This window comes from Bacteroides sp. MSK.20.82 (assembly GCF_019052485.1).
GTDB classification, from domain to species: Bacteria; Bacteroidota; Bacteroidia; order Bacteroidales; family Bacteroidaceae; genus Bacteroides; species Bacteroides thetaiotaomicron.
The window spans coordinates 19,076-35,941 of record NZ_JAHQUN010000041.1 but is presented as its reverse complement, the minus strand read 5'-3'; the positions used below and the strand labels follow the sequence as shown (position 1 = coordinate 35,941).

Annotated in this window: 15 protein-coding genes; 6 read left to right on the top strand and 9 right to left on the bottom strand. The window is 46.3% G+C overall.

Going from position 1 to position 16,866, the window contains the following annotated elements; all coding sequences use genetic code 11:
- The 8 genes from murD to KTR07_RS22050 form a co-directional block, all read right to left on the bottom strand.
- Positions 1-1,335 (bottom strand): UDP-N-acetylmuramoyl-L-alanine--D-glutamate ligase, encoded by a 1,335-nt coding sequence (murD, locus tag KTR07_RS22085; RefSeq protein ID WP_048696462.1) that lies wholly within the window; start codon positions 1,333-1,335, stop codon positions 1-3.
- A 168-nt stretch (positions 1,336-1,503) separates the two neighbouring features.
- Entirely contained in the window at positions 1,504-2,772 is a 1,269-nt protein-coding gene (gene mraY / locus KTR07_RS22080) for a phospho-N-acetylmuramoyl-pentapeptide-transferase (protein WP_008763716.1), read from the bottom strand.
- Positions 2,773-2,869: 97 nt separating this feature from the next.
- A complete protein-coding gene (locus KTR07_RS22075) occupies positions 2,870-4,318 on the bottom strand; it encodes a UDP-N-acetylmuramoyl-L-alanyl-D-glutamate--2,6-diaminopimelate ligase (RefSeq protein ID WP_011108839.1) in 1,449 nt (482 codons plus the stop codon).
- Between the two features lie 23 nt (positions 4,319-4,341).
- Complete coding sequence (locus KTR07_RS22070) at positions 4,342-6,468, bottom strand: penicillin-binding protein (protein WP_011108840.1); 2,127 nt, start codon at positions 6,466-6,468, stop codon at positions 4,342-4,344.
- Positions 6,469-6,528: 60 nt separating this feature from the next.
- On the bottom strand, positions 6,529-6,885 hold the full coding sequence (locus tag KTR07_RS22065; RefSeq protein WP_008763719.1) for an FtsL-like putative cell division protein: 357 nt from the start codon (positions 6,883-6,885) through the stop codon (positions 6,529-6,531).
- Between the two features lie 8 nt (positions 6,886-6,893).
- Positions 6,894-7,808 (bottom strand): 16S rRNA (cytosine(1402)-N(4))-methyltransferase RsmH, encoded by a 915-nt coding sequence (rsmH, locus tag KTR07_RS22060; protein ID WP_008763720.1) that lies wholly within the window; start codon positions 7,806-7,808, stop codon positions 6,894-6,896.
- Complete coding sequence (mraZ, locus tag KTR07_RS22055) at positions 7,795-8,265, bottom strand: division/cell wall cluster transcriptional repressor MraZ (RefSeq protein WP_008763721.1); 471 nt, start codon at positions 8,263-8,265, stop codon at positions 7,795-7,797. Before mraZ ends, rsmH begins: the two co-directional genes overlap by 14 nt.
- Before the next feature lie 453 nt (positions 8,266-8,718).
- Positions 8,719-9,222, bottom strand: coding sequence for an RNA polymerase sigma factor (locus KTR07_RS22050; protein ID WP_008763722.1), 504 nt, complete (start codon positions 9,220-9,222; stop codon positions 8,719-8,721).
- A gap of 237 nt (positions 9,223-9,459) precedes the next feature.
- Between KTR07_RS22050 and KTR07_RS22045 the strand changes: the two genes are divergently transcribed.
- Positions 9,460-10,278: a 1-acyl-sn-glycerol-3-phosphate acyltransferase gene (locus tag KTR07_RS22045; RefSeq protein WP_011108841.1), complete on the top strand. Its 819-nt coding sequence runs from the start codon at positions 9,460-9,462 to the stop codon at positions 10,276-10,278.
- A gap of 24 nt (positions 10,279-10,302) precedes the next feature.
- Positions 10,303-11,316 carry a GNAT family N-acetyltransferase gene (locus KTR07_RS22040; RefSeq protein WP_008763724.1) on the top strand — a complete coding sequence of 338 codons (1,014 nt, stop codon included), beginning with the start codon at positions 10,303-10,305 and terminating at the stop codon, positions 11,314-11,316.
- Here KTR07_RS22040 and KTR07_RS22035 read toward each other — a convergent pair.
- Positions 11,288-12,640, bottom strand: coding sequence for a deoxyguanosinetriphosphate triphosphohydrolase (locus tag KTR07_RS22035; protein WP_011108842.1), 1,353 nt, complete (start codon positions 12,638-12,640; stop codon positions 11,288-11,290). The genes KTR07_RS22040 and KTR07_RS22035 overlap by 29 nt on opposite strands.
- Positions 12,641-12,764: 124 nt before the next feature.
- Between KTR07_RS22035 and dut the strand changes: the two genes are divergently transcribed.
- The 4 genes from dut to KTR07_RS22015 are packed head-to-tail and all read left to right on the top strand — an operon-like array spanning position 12,765 to position 16,854.
- Entirely contained in the window at positions 12,765-13,199 is a 435-nt protein-coding gene (gene dut / locus KTR07_RS22030) for a dUTP diphosphatase (protein WP_008767650.1), read from the top strand.
- 18 nt (positions 13,200-13,217) lie between these two features.
- A complete protein-coding gene (locus KTR07_RS22025; protein WP_062695818.1) occupies positions 13,218-14,972 on the top strand; it encodes a lipopolysaccharide assembly protein LapB in 1,755 nt (584 codons plus the stop codon).
- Positions 14,969-15,550, top strand: a complete 582-nt coding sequence (locus tag KTR07_RS22020) for a DUF4292 domain-containing protein (RefSeq protein WP_011108844.1) — start codon at positions 14,969-14,971, stop codon at positions 15,548-15,550. The genes KTR07_RS22025 and KTR07_RS22020 overlap by 4 nt, the downstream gene beginning before the upstream one ends.
- Positions 15,547-16,854 carry a murein hydrolase activator EnvC gene (locus tag KTR07_RS22015; RefSeq protein WP_011108845.1) on the top strand — a complete coding sequence of 436 codons (1,308 nt, stop codon included), beginning with the start codon at positions 15,547-15,549 and terminating at the stop codon, positions 16,852-16,854. Before KTR07_RS22020 ends, KTR07_RS22015 begins: the two co-directional genes overlap by 4 nt.
- Positions 16,855-16,866: the final 12 nt, after the last annotated feature.

Here is a 16,866-nt window from a genome sequence, read left to right as displayed (position 1 = left end):
TTATAATTCTCTTACATATTTCTTAAACTGATCGCCGCGGTCTTCGTAACTCTTGAAGAGGTCGAATGAGGCGCAGCAGGGGCTTAACAATACGGTTTCTCCTTTCTTTGCCAGTTTGTAGGCTGCTTCTACTGCATCCTTCATTCCGGTCTGCACATCGGCTACGGGCAGTCCGAAACGGTCGAAAAAGTCGTGCAACTTTTCGTTGTGCAGTCCCAGATAAACCAGTGCCGAGCACTTTTCACGTACCAGGTCTTCTATTTCCGTATAGTCGTTGCCTTTGTCTTTGCCGCCCAGTATCAGTACTGTCTTGGTGGTCATGCTTTGCAGGGCATACCAGCAAGAGTTGACATTGGTCGCTTTTGAGTCATTGATGAAGTCGATACCACGTACGCGCGCCACTTTCTCCAGGCGATGTTCCACTCCCTTGAAGTCGGAGAGCGCCTTGCGGATATTTTCTTTAGTGATACCTGCCAGGTTTGCCGAGATACCGGCAGCCAGCGAGTTGTAAAGATTGTGCTGTCCGGTCAGTGCCAGTTCCTCCTGTTCCATGTTGAAGGCGATGGGCTCGGTTATCTTCACTTCGTGGTCTTCTACGTATGCGATGGCTCCGTCTTCCTTCACGGCTGCGAAAGGATACAGATGAGCTTTCAGACCGTGCTTTGCCAGTTCCTGTTTGATGATCGGGTCATCGTTCCAGAAGATGAAAGCGTCGTCCGTTGTCTGGTTCTGCGTAATACGGAATTTGGCATCGATGTAGTTCTGCATACAATGGTCGTATCGGTCCAAATGGTCCGGAGTGATATTCATCAGTACGGCGATATTGGCACGGAAGTTATACATATTGTCCAGTTGGAAAGAGCTGAGTTCGATGATATAATAGTCATGATGCTCTTCGGCTACTTGCAAAGCCAGACTCTTGCCGATATTTCCGGCCAGTCCTACATTCAGATCTGCACTCTTAAAGATGTGGTAGATCAGGGAAGTAGTCGTTGTCTTTCCGTTAGAACCGGTGATGCAGATCATTTTTGCATCGGTATAGCGTCCGGCAAACTCGATTTCGGAGATAACCGGTGTGCCTTGGGCTTTCAGTTTCAGGATCAGCGGGGCGTCATTCGGGATACCGGGGCTTTTAATCACTTCATCGGCATTCAGAATGAGTTCTTCGGTATGATGTCCTTCCTCCCAGGCAATATGGTGGCTGTCCAGAAGTTCCTTATACTTATCCTTGATAGCGGACATATCCGAAACAAATGTTTCAAATCCTTTTACTTTGGCGAGTACGGCTGCACCAGCGCCGCTTTCACCGGCTCCTAAAATTACAATTCTTTTCATTTACAATAATGTGCTTTTGCTGTCCGACAGGCAGACTCTTCTCTCTTCCTTTTCATCTTTTCTTTTTCGCTCGTCGGCTGCGCACATCTTTTTAAAGTTAATAATCGGGTTAATACTCTCAACTATATTAATGTTACAAATATCCTGCATTGGGCAGTCTGTTTGTTCTCATCGTATTTTTAATGTAATAATCGTTATCGCTGCCAGTACAATCGTTACAATCCAGAAACGGACGGTAATCTTTGATTCGTGAAATAGCTGGTCGGGCTTCGTGAACTTCACCGTACATCCCGGTTCTACCAGACTCATCGAAGTACGGAAATGATCGTGTATCGGAGTTCGTTTGAACAACCGCTGTTTTACTCCCTTCCGCTTACCTATCTTATAGTAGAAGCGTTGCAGTATGACTGACAGATTCTCTACCAGAAATACACCGCAGAGAATCGGTATCAGCAATTCTTTGTGGATGATAATGGCAAATACGGCAATGATACCACCGATAGTCAGGCTGCCTGTGTCTCCCATGAATACTTGTGCCGGATAGGCGTTGTACCATAAGAAACCGATCAATGCACCGATAAAGGCACAAATGTAGATTACCAGTTCTTCCGATCCCGGAATGTACATGATATTCAGATAGCTGGCAAATTCGATGTGTGACGATACGTACGCCAGTATTCCCAGCGTGGCACCGATAATGGCGGAGTTTCCGGCTGCCATACCGTCCATGCCGTCATTCAGGTTAGCCCCGTTCGAAACGGCGGTTACAACGAAGATCGTAATGATCACGAACAGGAACCATCCGGCTGTCTGTGCATGTTCGCCCATAAAGCCCACCAGGTCGGCATAATCTAAGTTGTTACTTTTAAAGAAAGGAATAGTGGTTTGGGTAGATTTTAAATCATTGGTTCCGTGAATCACTTCCATTTCCTGTCCCGGTGTATGAACCTCGATGTTCTCGCGGATAACTACATCCGGACTCAGATACAGGGTTAAGCCTACAATCAGCCCCAGACCCACCTGACCGATGATTTTGAACTTACCGTGCAAGCCTTCCTTGTCTTTCTTGAATATTTTGATATAGTCGTCGGCAAAACCGAGTGATCCCAGCCATACAGTGGTGATCAGCATCAATATCATGTATATATTATCCAGCTTACCCAATAGCAGGCAAGGTATAAGGATGGCTACAATGATGATGACACCTCCCATGCTTGGTACGCCTACTTTGTTGACACCGAACGGGTCGGTCTTGGCGTCACGCTGTGTTTCCGTGATTTGCTTCTTTTTAAGCAGATTGATGAATTTGTCTCCCCATATACTCGATATAAGCAATGCGAGGATAACAGCCATCAAAGCACGGAATGAGGTGTAACCGAACATTCCCGCTCCGGGAAAATTAAGCTTGTGCAGCCATTCAAACAGATAGTATAACATCTCTTTTCTATTTACAATTTATAGCCTGCAATTTACAGTTTCTCATTGTTGCCCCACGCTTGATAAGATGCTGTCTATTGCAAATAATAATATGTTGTCAATTAAATATTTCCTTCAAAACTTCCTTGTCGTCAAAGTGGTGTTTCACTCCTTTGATTTCCTGATAGTTTTCGTGCCCTTTTCCGGCAACGAGTATCACGTCTCCTTTTTCTGCAAGCATGCAAGCCGTGCGGATCGCTTCTTTCCGGTCGGCGATGCTGAGCGTTTTTTTCATATCTTCCGCATCCAGTCCGGCAAGCATATCGTTGATAATCTCCTGTGGCTCTTCAAAACGCGGATTGTCCGATGTGATAATCACCCGGTCACTGGCTTTCGCTGCTTCCTTTGCCATGATGGGGCGTTTCCCCTTATCGCGGTTGCCGCCGGCACCTACTACGGTGATCACTTTTCCTTTGCCTTCGAGTACTCCATGAATGGCGTTCAATACATTCACCAACGCGTCCGGAGTATGTGCATAGTCAACGATGGCCGTTACCCCTTTCGGAGAACGGATGGCATCGAAACGTCCGGCTACCGGATGGAGCGTACTGAGCGCAAGAAGTACATCTTCCTCTTTTTTGCCCAATAATACGGCTGCTCCAAATACCGCCAACAGATTGGATGCATTGAACTTGCCGATAAACTGAACGGCCAGCTCATGATTATTGAAATCGAGCAGCATTCCTTCAAAATGGGATTCTATGACCCGGCCTTTGAAGTCGCTGAGGCTTCTTAATGAATAGGTGTAGACCTTGGAACGTGTATTTTGTGTCATCACCAGCCCGTTCTTATCGTCAAGGTTGGTGAGGCTGAAAGCGTTTTTAGGCATATCGTCAAAGAACTTTTTCTTTGCCTTCAGATAGTTCTCTACCGTTTTGTGATAATCCAGATGATCGCGCGTCAGATTCGTGAAGATACCTCCCGCAAACTTTAATCCGCTGATACGTTTTTGAGCGATGGAATGTGAACTGACTTCCATAAAGACGTACTTGCATCCTTCGTCCGCCATTTGCCCCAACAAGCGGTTGAGCGTGATAGGGTCGGGGGTGGTATGTTCTGTCGGAATCGGCTGATCGTCGATATAGTTGCAGACAGTAGAGATTAATCCCACTTTATATCCGAAGTAGCGGAATGTATTATATAATAAGGTGGCGATGGTTGTCTTGCCATTTGTTCCCGTCACACCGACCAGTTCGAATTGTGAAGTCGGATTACCGTAGAATGTCGTTGCAATCTTTCCTACTGCATCTTCGCTGTCTTTCACTTGGATATAAGTGATTCCTGCTACGGGTTCCTCCGGTATATCTTCGCAGAGGATGGCAGTCGCTCCCTTCTGAATGGCAGCGGGGATATAGGCGTGACCATCGGTCTGCGTGCCGCGCATCGCCATAAACAGCTGTCCGGCTTCTACCAGACGGGAGTCAATGTTGACTCCGGTGATCTCTATCCTTGAATCTCCGGTCACTTGCACCGGCTGGATTGCTTTCAGTAACTCGTTTAATAACATATCTGTCCTACTTAATTTAATTCTTAATGCAACGTAAGCGTAATCGTCTGCCCTTTTCTTGCAACACTGCCGTTGGCTATCGACTGGCTTTTTACTTTCCCGACTCCCACCAGATTGACTTTCAATCCTTTGCTTTCCAATAGATAAACAGCATCTTTCGCTCCCATGCCTACGACGCTTGGCACGAAGTTCTGCATGATACCCCGGCTTTCAAGAACTACCGCCTGAGGGGCGGGATGGGTGCTTCCCCATACTTCTTTTCCCGAATCGGTGATTTTTCCCTGTATCTTTATATTCAGTTCTTCCAGTACCCGTTGCGTTTCCCTCATTTCTCCTGCCTTAACGTTCGGGATGACTACCGTATTCGTATCAATGGCACTTGTGAGTGGCAAGCGCAGGTCTTTGGCATACACTCTTTCTGCGATCTTGCTGAATACGCTACCTGCCATCAAACCTCCCGAAGCGGGCAAACCGGGTTTCTGGATCGAAACAATCATACTGTACTTCGGCTCTTCCGATGGGAAGTATCCGCAGAAGCTGACGAGATAATTGGTTCTTCCTGTCTTGTAGCCGGCTGCTCCCTGCGAAACCTGTGCTGTTCCGGTCTTACCGGACACATGGAACTGCTTGCTTCCTGCCGGTTTGGCAAGTCCTTCACCTACCACTTTCCGCAGGATTTCCCGTATTTGTGCCAGCGTCTTGTCCGAACAGATCTTGGGATTGATGATTTCCGTCGGATATTCCTTTATCACTTCTCCGTCTCTGACGGCGGCTTTTACAAACTTCGGACGTATGGATACTCCGTTATTGGCTATTGCATTATAGAATGTCAGAATATTGATCGGTGGAACCTGCGTTTCATAGCCGATGCTCATCCATGGCAAAGTCGTTTTTGAAAAATAGCGTTCTTTCGGACCACGAATATTCGGCTTTCCTTCTCCGGATATTTGCAGGTGGAGTGGCTGGTCGATGCTCATCCGTTTCAGTCCGTCCACAAACTTCTGCGGGTTGCTTCCGTAAAAGTTCTCGATGATGCTGGAAGTTCCGACATTGGACGATACTCCCAAAATCTCGGTAACAGTCAGTTTGCCGTATCCGCCTCGATGCCAGTTGTGGTCTTTCATGACACGGCCATGCATCGGCTTTTGTCCGTTGCCGGTGTCTACGATATAGTCCGGAGTGATTTTTCCGTCTTCCAGAGCTACCATGATAGAGGCTGTCTTGAAGGTAGAACCCGGTTCGAGCATATCGCTGATTGCATTGTTGCGTACTTCATAATATTCACCGTCTCTGCCTTGCGTCATATTGACGATGGCTTTTACTTCTCCGGTTGCAACTTCCATCAATACGACTACACCCACGGTGGCGTTCAGCTCTTTCAGCTTGTCTACCAATGCTTTTTCGCAAATATCCTGCATACCTACATCGATGGTAGTGATCAGGTCGCAACCGTCGATCGGGGCGACATCGACAATGTTCAGGTATTTGTTCATCACCTTTTGGCGGTGAGTTAGCCCGTCACGTCCTTTCAGAATCGTATCGAACGCGAGTTCTATACCATTCTTTGCTCCTTGGGCTGTATCGGCATATACATCTCCCAGGGTACGGGCTGCCAATGAGCCGAAAGGTTTCTTACGCTGATTATATGCCAACTCCTTGAATCCTCCCTTATAGCGGTTCAGGCAGAAGACAGGCAGACGTTTCACCTCTTTATATTGTATATAAGAGATACGCTTCGGGTAGATCAGGTAGTTACGGCTTTTGGCCTGACGTCCTTTTTGAAGGTGTGCCTTGAATTGTGCCGCACTTTTGTCGGGGAATATCTTATGCAGTCCGATGCAAATCGAATCCATATTGGCTTTGAGGATGGAATCCCGACGTGCCTGATCCTTCTTTCTTCTTTTTTCGTCCTTTTCACCGGACATAAAGTCCATGTAGATTCTGTATTCAGGCAGTGAACTTGCCATCAGTTTACCGTCAGAAGAAATAATGTTTCCGCGGTTAGGTTTCACCGTCACGTTTTCTTTTACGAAACGATCGGCTACATCCTGCCAGTACTGTCGTTCGGCAAACATGGTCACGCCTGCCTTGACGACAATTGCTACTCCTATCAGTGCCATGATCAGAATGACAAAGAAGTAACGGGTCATTATATTTTTCTTATTTACTGCCACAGTGCTTATTCTCTTTTAAGACTCTCCACTTACACCTTATTTAATAAGGTAAGGCGGGTTGGTAGAGGTCTGCAAATCACTTTCCTTGTTTGATATATACTCTTCGATGCGTGACTGACGGCTTTTCTCCATCAGCTCCGAACTACGGGTCAACGCATCGTATTTAATGTCGATTAATTCTTTTTTCAACCGGTCGATCTCGATCTGTTGTTGCTGGCTCGCATAGCGGTTATGGATGTAGAAGATGATGAATACCATAATCAGCACCAACAGCTTCGTCTGCCGGCGGAAAAAGTCTGTGGCGAGGATATCTCCTCCCAGAATACTTTTCAATGAGGTGCGTTTTTTCTTTTTGCCCTCTTCTGCTTTTTTGTTTACTGCTTCTTCTTCCATATCTGAGATTATTTCTTCTCTGCGATTCGTAATTTGGCACTTCTCGACCGTGGATTTCTTTCTATCTCCGCTTCATCGGGGACAATCACTTTATTGTTGACCAACCGGAACGGAGTTTGCAGGTTTCCAAAGAAGTCGGTTTCCGCTTTCCCTTCTACGTTTCCTGTTTTCATTATATTCTTCACCATGCGGTCTTCCAGTGAGTGATACGTGATCACTACAAGGCGCCCCCCCGGTTTGAGCGCTTCGGTGGCTGCTGCCAGCATTTCTTTCAGTGCTTCCATTTCCTGATTCACTTCAATGCGGAGTGCCTGAAATACTTTCGCCAGTTCTTTCTTCTCCCGTTCGCGTCCGAAAAGCGGCTTGATGATTTCCAGAAACTCGCCGATAGTCCGGATAGACTGTCCGTTTCTGGCTTTTACGATGGCGGATGCCAGTTTGCGGCTGTTCTTCAGTTCACCGTACAGATAGAAGATGTTTGCGAGCCGTTCTTCTTCGTATGTGTTGACGATGTCGGCGGCAGTTAGTCCTGCACGTTTGTTCATGCGCATATCCAGCGCTCCGTCAAAACGGAATGAGAAGCCACGCTCGCTGTCGTCGAAATGGTGGGAGGACACGCCGAGGTCGGCGAGGATTGCGTCCACCTGTTCGATGTCATGATACCGCAGGAAATTCTGCAAATAGCGGAAGTTGCTGCGTACAAAGGTGAAGTGGGGATCATTGACGATATTCCGTTCGGCATCCTCGTCCTGATCGAATCCCAGCAGGCGCCCGCCTTCTCCAAGGCGTGAAAGAATCTCGCGCGAATGCCCTGCTCCTCCGAAGGTAACGTCTACATACGTTCCGTCCGGATGAATATTCATTCCGTCAACGCTTTCCTTTAGCAGTACGGGTACGTGGTATGTCAACTCATCTTTCTCCATCTTGTCTATTTTCATCGTTCATAATCTCTTCTAATGCTGCACCGAACTCTTCGGGGGACATGAACGGTTGTTCTGCCCGTTCTTTGGCCCAAATCTCTATCTTGTTGTCGATACCGATAAAGCGTATATCTCCACGGATATTACAAATCTGTAAGTAACGCTTCGGGATCAGTATGCGTCCGTTGCTGTCGGGCGTAACTACTTCGACGTCACTCACAAACTGTCTGAAAATGAGCTGGTGTTTGCTATTCCATTTGTTCAGCCTGCTTCGGAGCTCATTCAGCTCCTCGTTCCACACGCTCTCGGGGTACAGTGTCAGGCAGTCCTGAAATACGTCTTTACGCATAATAAGTCTCTCTTCGGAAGCAGCTTGCAGTTGCTTCCTGAAAGTAGCGGGGATGAACACTCTTCCTTTGGCGTCCGCCCTGACTTCAATATTGCCTAAAAAACGTATCATTTACCTTATTATAATAAGAGAGCGTAAAAGTAGGAAATTCCCCACAATTCCCCACAATTTTCCATAAAAATCTTTTAGATAAGTTTTCAACCGATTGTTAAATGCTTATTTACTTGAAAAAGATGCGGTTTGGGAAATGCTTTATTAGTGGGCGAAAACGGAAAGATGCGGCGCTTTTTTGTTTGTATTGAGGAAGAATCTTTTTTATCGAAAGAGAGGCTTTCTTTCTTTGCGAGGGAGGTTTGCACGACACCCGGGTCTCGGTATGTATGACACCCGGGTGTCAGGACGTACAACACCCGGGTGTCAGTATGCTCGACATCCGGGTGTCATATAGGAGGGATTAGTAAAAAAGGCAGAAGGTATGGTAACTCTTCTGCCTTAAACTAACACAATTAAAAATCTGCACTAAAAATATCTAACTTGGAATTGATAAATAATATAGTTAAAGGTTTAGCGAAAGTCTTTCAGTTCTTCCTGCAATTTCTGGCGGGTGAAGAAGATACGGCTCTTCACGGTGCCCAGCGGGAGGTTCAGCTTTTCAGCGATTTCGCGGTACTTGAAGCCGGAAACGTGCATAGCGAACGGAACTCTATATTCTTTCGGGAGCGCGTTGACTACCCGATGCATTTCTTTCAGGTCGTACGTTCTTTCCGTACTTTCAAAGCCGGTGTCTTGCGGCAGGTTCAGATGATAAAGATTATCGGTCTGATCGATGAATGTCTGGTCGCGAACTACTTTACGGTAGTTGTTGATAAAGATATTGCGCATGATGGTATACATCCATCCTTTGAAATTTGTGTCGGGCATATATTTATCCTCATTGTCTAATGCTTTGAGTGATGTCTCCTGCAACAAATCGTTTGCTTCTTCGCGGTCAGTTGTCAGTTTGTATGCGAAGCGGAGTAACTCATCCTGTACTCCTACTAAATCTTTTCTGAAGCTTAAACTTTTCATATACGTTGCTTTTAAAAAGTGAATATTCGTTTGTATTTTTCGATGGTGCAAGTTTACGGCATTTCTGATAATGAGATAGGGTATGAACCGACAAAATTTAGGGGAAAAACTATCCGCGGATAGTTTTTGGGTGTTCTTTTTTCAAGTTGCAAACTTAAATCCTGCATTTTCTGGCAAATTATTGCGATTAATAAAAAAGAACCGTTAATTTTGTGGCATCATTTTTATTTGAAAAGAATGACTGATGACTCTTTATTTTTAATCGATGTCGATAAGATACTTCGGACGAAAGCTCCGAAGCAATATAAGTACATCCCTAAGTTTGTGGTTTCTTATCTGAAGAAAATAGTTCATCAGGACGAGATTAATGTGTTCCTGAATGAATCGAAAGATAAACTGGGAGTGGATTTCCTTGAAGCATGCATGGAGTTCCTTGATGCGAAAGTGGAGGTGAAAGGTATAGAGAACCTGCCGAAAGAAGGATTGTATACCTTTGTGTCCAATCACCCGCTGGGAGGACAGGATGGAGTGGCTCTAGGCTATGTGCTGGGGCGCCATTATGACGGGAAAGTAAAGTATCTGGTGAATGACCTGCTGATGAACCTTCGCGGTTTGGCCCCACTTTGTGTTCCTATCAATAAGACAGGAAAGCAGGCAAAGGACTTTCCCAAGATGGTGGAAGCCGGGTTCCAGTCCGACGACCAGATGATCATGTTTCCTGCGGGACTTTGCTCGCGGCGTCAGAACGGAGTGATCCGTGATCTGGAATGGAAGAAGACATTCATTATAAAAAGCATACAGGCGAAGCGGGACGTAGTTCCCGTTCATTTTGGTGGCAGAAACTCTGATTTCTTCTACAATCTGGCGAATGTTTGTAAGGCACTGGGTATTAAATTCAATATTGCTATGCTGTATCTGGCGGACGAGATGTTTAAGAACCGCCACAAAACCTTTACTGTCACTTTTGGAAAACCGATTCCCTGGCAGACTTTCGATAAATCGAAGACTCCTGCGCAGTGGGCGGAGTATGTGAAGGACATTGTATATAAACTGTAACTGATAGAACACTATAACAAGAATATGGAAGAGATTATTAAACCGGTGAGCAAAGAACTGCTGAAAGCAGAGTTGACGGAAGATAGACGCTTGCGAATGACCAATAAAAGTAATAATCAGATTTATATTATTACCCATCAGAATGCACCTAATGTGATGCGTGAAATTGGTCGTTTAAGAGAAATTGCCTTTCGTGCTGCGGGTGGAGGAACGGGCCTGTCGATGGATATCGACGAATACGACACGATGGAACACCCATATAAGCAGTTGATCGTATGGAATCCGGAGGCGGAAGAAATATTAGGTGGTTACCGGTATTTGCTTGGAACGGATGTGCGCTTTGACGAAGCTGGGGCTCCGATTCTGGCTACTTCTCACATGTTTCATTTCTCGGATGCGTTTATAAAGGAATATCTGCCTCAGACCATTGAGTTGGGACGCTCTTTTGTGACGCTGGAATATCAGTCTACACGTGCCGGCAGTAAAGGTCTGTTTGCGTTGGATAATCTGTGGGACGGATTGGGAGCGCTGACAGTGGTGATGCCGAATGTGAAGTACTTCTTTGGCAAGGTGACTATGTATCCCAGCTATCATCGTCGTGGACGCGACATGATTCTGTACTTCCTTAAGAAGCATTTTAATGATCGGGAAGAGTTGGTTACACCGATGGAACCGCTGATTCTGGAAACTTCCGACGAGGAACTGAGAACGTTGTTCTGCAAGGATACCTTTAAAGAGGATTATAAGATATTGAATACGGAGATTCGCAAGCTGGGTTATAATATCCCGCCGCTGGTCAATGCCTATATGAGTTTAAGCCCTACCATGCGTATGTTCGGGACGGCTATCAACTATGAGTTTGGTGACGTGGAAGAGACCGGTATCCTGATTGCTGTAGATGAAATCCTTGAAGACAAGCGAATCCGGCACATCCAGACGTTTATAGAAAGTCATCCGGATGCGCTGAAAATGCCTTGTGAGAGCGAAGGGGTGTTTACTCCTAAGGTGGTTACACCGCAGGAAGGCTGTTGCCATTAATTTTCCGGTAAAGATCGAGTGCGAAGACATCGGTCATTCCAGATATATAATCAAGTACCGCCTGTATTCTTTCGTAGAGTACGGGCGATTTTATATTGTATTGGTCGGAAACGCGGTTGGTTAAAAGTTCGGAGTAAGCTTTTTCTTTTCCCGGTAAGGTGACGGCATCTACCATCAATTCCAGCAAAGTGCTGATGATACGGAAGCCTGCCAGCTCGATGTCCAGTACATCTTGCGAACGATAAATTCTTTTCAGTGATATTTCCGCACAATGATTGTAAGCGGCTGCCGGACCTTCGGCGATGTGCTTGATGAGCGCTCCTTCGAAAGTTCCTGCCAGTATTTCCTGCTCGTGTTCCAGAAAGACACGGGTGCACTCGCGGACTAACAGACCGATAACAGAAGAACGCAGATAGGCTATCTGTTCATTGATATCATTGACTATTTGGAAAGTACTTCGGAGACGGGATTGCCGGTCTTCGGAGAAAAACGCCATCAACAGTTCCTTGGTCTCGTCTGTAGTGATAATCTTTAGTTTATGGGCGTCTTCGATATCCATCATCTGATAACAGATGTCATCTGCTGCTTCTACCAGATACACTAGCGGGTGTCGCGCATACTTTAACGGTTGTTCGCTAAGCTGGATGAGTCCCAGCTCGGTTGCGATTTTGCGGTAGCTTTCTTCCTCACTGACAAAGAAGCCGAACTTGGATTTTTTGCCTGCAAGGCTCGATGAAAAGGGGTATTTTACGATGGAGGCAAGCGTTGAATATGTTAAGACGAATCCTCCTCTGCGGCGTCCTTCGAACTGGTGAGTGAGGATGCGGAAAGCGTTCGCATTTCCTTCGAAATGTGTCAAATCTTCCCATTCCATCGGAGAAAGTTGCTCTCCGTCCGGCTGCTTTTCCTGTAGCCTTTGTCCTTTTCCTTCTGAAAAGAACGTAGAGATAGCCCGTTCGCCGGAATGCCCGAAAGGCGGATTGCCTAAGTCATGTGCCAGGCAGGCGGCCGATACGATTGAGCCGATTTCCGGCAGGAAGGAACTTTCCAGTTCCGGTTGGCGTTCCAGGATTGCTTTGGCTACATCGTTGCCCAAAGACCGTCCTACGCAAGATACTTCAAGGCTGTGCGTCAGTCGGTTGTGTACGAAGATACTACCGGGCAGCGGGAATACCTGTGTTTTGTTCTGCAGGCGGCGGAACGGTGCGGAAAATATGAGGCGGTCATAGTCCCGTTGGAACTCGGAACGGTTCTCTTGCCGTTCTTCGTGAAACTCTTCCATTCCGAAGCGTTTGGCTGATATTAGTTGTTTCCAATTCATCATTTTATTTACTATTTGGCTGATTACAATTTGCAAATTGGTTGTTACCACATTATTTAACTGCAAACTTAACTAATTTTCAGTTCAAAATGTGTATTTTCGCCCGTTAAATAGTAAATGTGCATTTATGAACGTTCAAGTTATCAATAAATCGAAGCATCCGCTTCCGGCTTACGCCACTGAGTTATCTGCAGGAATGGATATCCGTGCTAATCTTTCTGAACCTATCACATTGGCGCCATTGCAGCGTTGCCTGGTGCCGACAGGAATCTATATTGCTCTTCCACAAGGATTTGAAGCTCAGGTTCGTCCCCGTAGCGGATTGGCCATCAAAAAGGGTATTACCGTGCTCAACTCTCCGGGAACGATTGATGCGGACTATCGTGGAGAAGTCTGCATTATTCTGGTCAACCTTTCTTCCGAACCTTTTGTGATCGAGGACGGGGAACGTATTGCCCAGATGGTGATCGCAAGACATGAGCAGGCAGTATGGCAGGAAGTGGAAGTGCTGGATGAAACAGAACGCGGAGCAGGGGGCTTCGGACATACAGGACGAGGATAAGTACCATAAAAAGAGAAAATGAACAAGAAAAATAGTATATGGCTTTTGGTTGCTGTATGGACATTGGTTTCGTGCGGAACGGTGAAAAGTACAAGGGAAAAGCCAGCTGTCGCTTTGGCGCAGTCTTCGCTAACGTCCGAACAGCAGCGGAAATATGATTATTTCTTTCTGGAAGCTATGCGCCTGAAAGAAAAGAAGGATTATGCGTCTGCTTTCGGATTATTGCAGCATTGTCTGGATATTCATCCGAATGCGGCTTCTGCGCTTTATGAGGTTTCGCAGTATTATATGTTTCTCCGTCAGGTGCCGCAAGGGCAAGAGGCGCTGGAAAAGGCTGTGGCGAATGCGCCGGATAACTACTGGTATAGTCAGGGGCTGGCATCTTTGTATCAGCAGCAGAACGAACTGGATAAGGCTATCACCCTGTTGGAACAGATGGTGGTACGTTTCCCTGCCAAGCAGGACCCGCTTTTCAACCTTTTGGACCTGTATGGCCGACAGGAAAAGTATGATAAAGTCATCTCTACTTTAAACCGTCTTGAAAAGCACATGGGCAAGAATGAACAGTTATCCATGGAGAAGTTTCGTATCTATCTTCAGATGAAGGATGACAAGAAAGCTTTTCAGGAAATAGAAAGTCTGGTACAGGAATATCCGATGGATATGCGTTATCAGGTCATTTTGGGGGACGTATATCTTCAGAATGGCAAGAAGCAGGAGGCTTATGACGTTTATCAGAAGGTGCTGGCTGCGGAACCCGATAATCCGATGGCTATCTTCTCGATGGCTTCTTACTATAAACAGACAGGGCAGGAAGAACTCTACCAACAGCAGTTGGATACACTGTTGCTGAATAAGAAGGTGACTCCTGATACCAAAGTGGGCGTCATGCGTCAGATGATTGTGGAAAATGAACAGGCCGATAAGGACAGTACGCAGATCATCGCTTTGTTTGACCGGATCATGAAGCAGGAGCAGGATGATCCTCAGATTCCGATGCTTTATGCGCAATATCTGTTGTCCAAGAATATGGAGGCGGAGTCAGTCCCCGTCTTGGAACAGGTGGTTGACCTGGACCCTACCAATAATGCTGCCCGTATGATGCTGATCGGTGCTGCGGTAAAAAAAGAAGATTATAAGCAGATTATCAAAGTCTGCGAGCCGGGTATTGAAGCGACTCCGGATGCGCTGGAATTTTATTATTATCTGGCTGTTGCCTATAATCAGGCGGAGAAACCGGATAGTGTGATAAGCATCTGCAAGAGAGCGCTGGAACATAAGACGGCTGACGGTAAAAAAGAAATCGTTTCGGAGTTCTACTCTATTCTGGGGGATATGTATCATACGCAGAAGCAGATGAAGGAGGCTTATGCCGCCTATGACTCGGCGTTGGTGTACAACCCTTCCAATATTGGCGCACTGAACAACTATGCCTATTATCTGTCAGTAGAGCGTCGTGATCTGGATAAAGCGGAAGAAATGAGCTATAAGACCGTAAAGGCTGAGCCCAATAATGCCACTTATCTGGATACGTATGCCTGGATTCTCTTTGAAAAGGGGAACTATGCGGAAGCTCGTATTTACATCGATAACGCCATGAAAAGTGAGGGCGGCGATAAGAGTGATGTGATTGTAGAACATTGCGGAGATATCTATTATATGACCGGAGATGTGGACGGCGCGCTTACCTACTGGAAGAAAGCACTGGAAATGGGCAGTGAGTCGAAAACATTGAAACAGAAAATAGAAAAGAAAAAATACATTGCAGAATGAAAAGAATCGCTTATTTTTTGTTGATTGCAGTCGTATTGGTAGGTTGTAAGAGTTCAAAGCGTCTGACGGCGACAAAGGTGCCGGAAGTTACTGCTTCCGAAGCAGCTATTCCCAGCTATCTGGCTTCCAGACTTCAGCTGACGATTCCGGGTAAAGGCGGAAGTATGTCAGTGGGCGGTACCATGAAGATGAAGAGCCGTGAACGGGTACAGATTTCCTTGCTGATGCCTATTCTCCGTACGGAATTGGCACGCATCGAGGTGACTCCTACTGAAGTATTATTCGTCGACCGGATGAACAAGCGGTTTGTACGCGCAACCAAAAATGAATTGAAAGAAATATTATCGAAGAATGTAGAGTTCTCCCAATTGGAGAAATTGCTGACTGACGCTTCTAAACCCGGAGGAAAGACTGAACTATCCGGGAAAGACCTGGGAATCCCCAAACTGGAGAAAGCGAAAGTACAACTTTATGATTTTTCGACCAAAGAACTTTCAATCACTCCGACAGAAGTTACTTCCAGATACCGTCAGGTCTCTTTGGAAGAATTAATGAAAATGCTGGTAGCTTTATTATGATAAAACGTCTCTTTGTAATTCTGGTAAGCAGCCTTTGGCTGGCAATTCCGCTTTCTGCTCAATCGAACAAGCTGATTCGTGAGCTGGAAGGTAAGCGCGGTGCTCTGCAGAAGCAGATCGCCGAGACGGAGTCGATTTTACAGAATACAAAGAAGGACGTAGGCAGTCAGTTGAACGGACTGGCGGCACTGACGGGACAGATTGAAGAACGAAAACGGTATATCCTTGCGATCAATAACGATGTGGAGACTATCGAACGCGAATTAGTGTCATTGAACCGCCAGCTGAATAGTCTTGAAAAAGACCTGAAAGAGAAAAAGAAGAAGTACGAAGCATCTGTCCAGTACCTCTATAAGAATAAATCGATTGAAGAGAAACTGATGTTTATCTTCTCCGCCAAGAACCTGGGACAAACTTATCGTCGTATGCGTTATGTGCGTGAATATGCCACCTACCAGCGTCTGCAGGGAGAGGAAATATTAAAGAAGCAGGAGCAGATACGGAAGAAAAAAGCAGAACGTCAGCAAGTGAAAGCCGCCAAAGAGGGACTGCTGAAAGAACGTGAGAACGAAAAGGCGAAACTGGAAGCTCAGGAGAAAGAGAAGCGTACACTGGTGGCTAATCTGCAAAAGAAACAGAAAGGTCTGCAAAGCGAAGTGAACAAGAAGAGACGGGAGGCCAATCAACTGAATGCCCGTATCGACCGGTTGATCGCAGAAGAAATAGAACGCGCCCGCAAACGTGCTGCGGAAGAAGCCCGCCGCGAAGCGGCAGCCCGCAAGAAGGCGGATACAAATGGCAAAGGTGCCTCCAAAACCGGAACGGCTGCCAAACCGAAGTCGGAGCCATTGGACGCTTTTACGATGAGCAAGGCAGATCGCGAACTGTCCGGTAGCTTTGTTGCCAATCGTGGAAAACTTCCGATGCCTATATCCGGACCTTATATCATAACCAGCCGCTATGGACAGTATTCCGTTGAAGGACTCCGTAATGTGAAGCTGGACAATAAAGGAATTGATATACAAGGAAAGCCGGGAGCACAAGCCCGTGCCATCTTTGATGGTAAGGTAGCAGCCGTGTTCCAGTTGAACGGACTATTTAACGTCCTCATCCGGCATGGTAATTATATTTCCGTTTACTGTAATCTGTCTTCCGCTTCGGTGAAATCCGGCGATACGGTGAGCACAAAGCAGTCTATCGGACAGATATTCTCTGATGGCGCGGATAACGGACGAACGGTACTGCATTTCCAGTTACGCAGAGAGAAAGAAAAGTTGAATCCGGAACCCTGGTTGAATCGTTAATCTAAATATAAG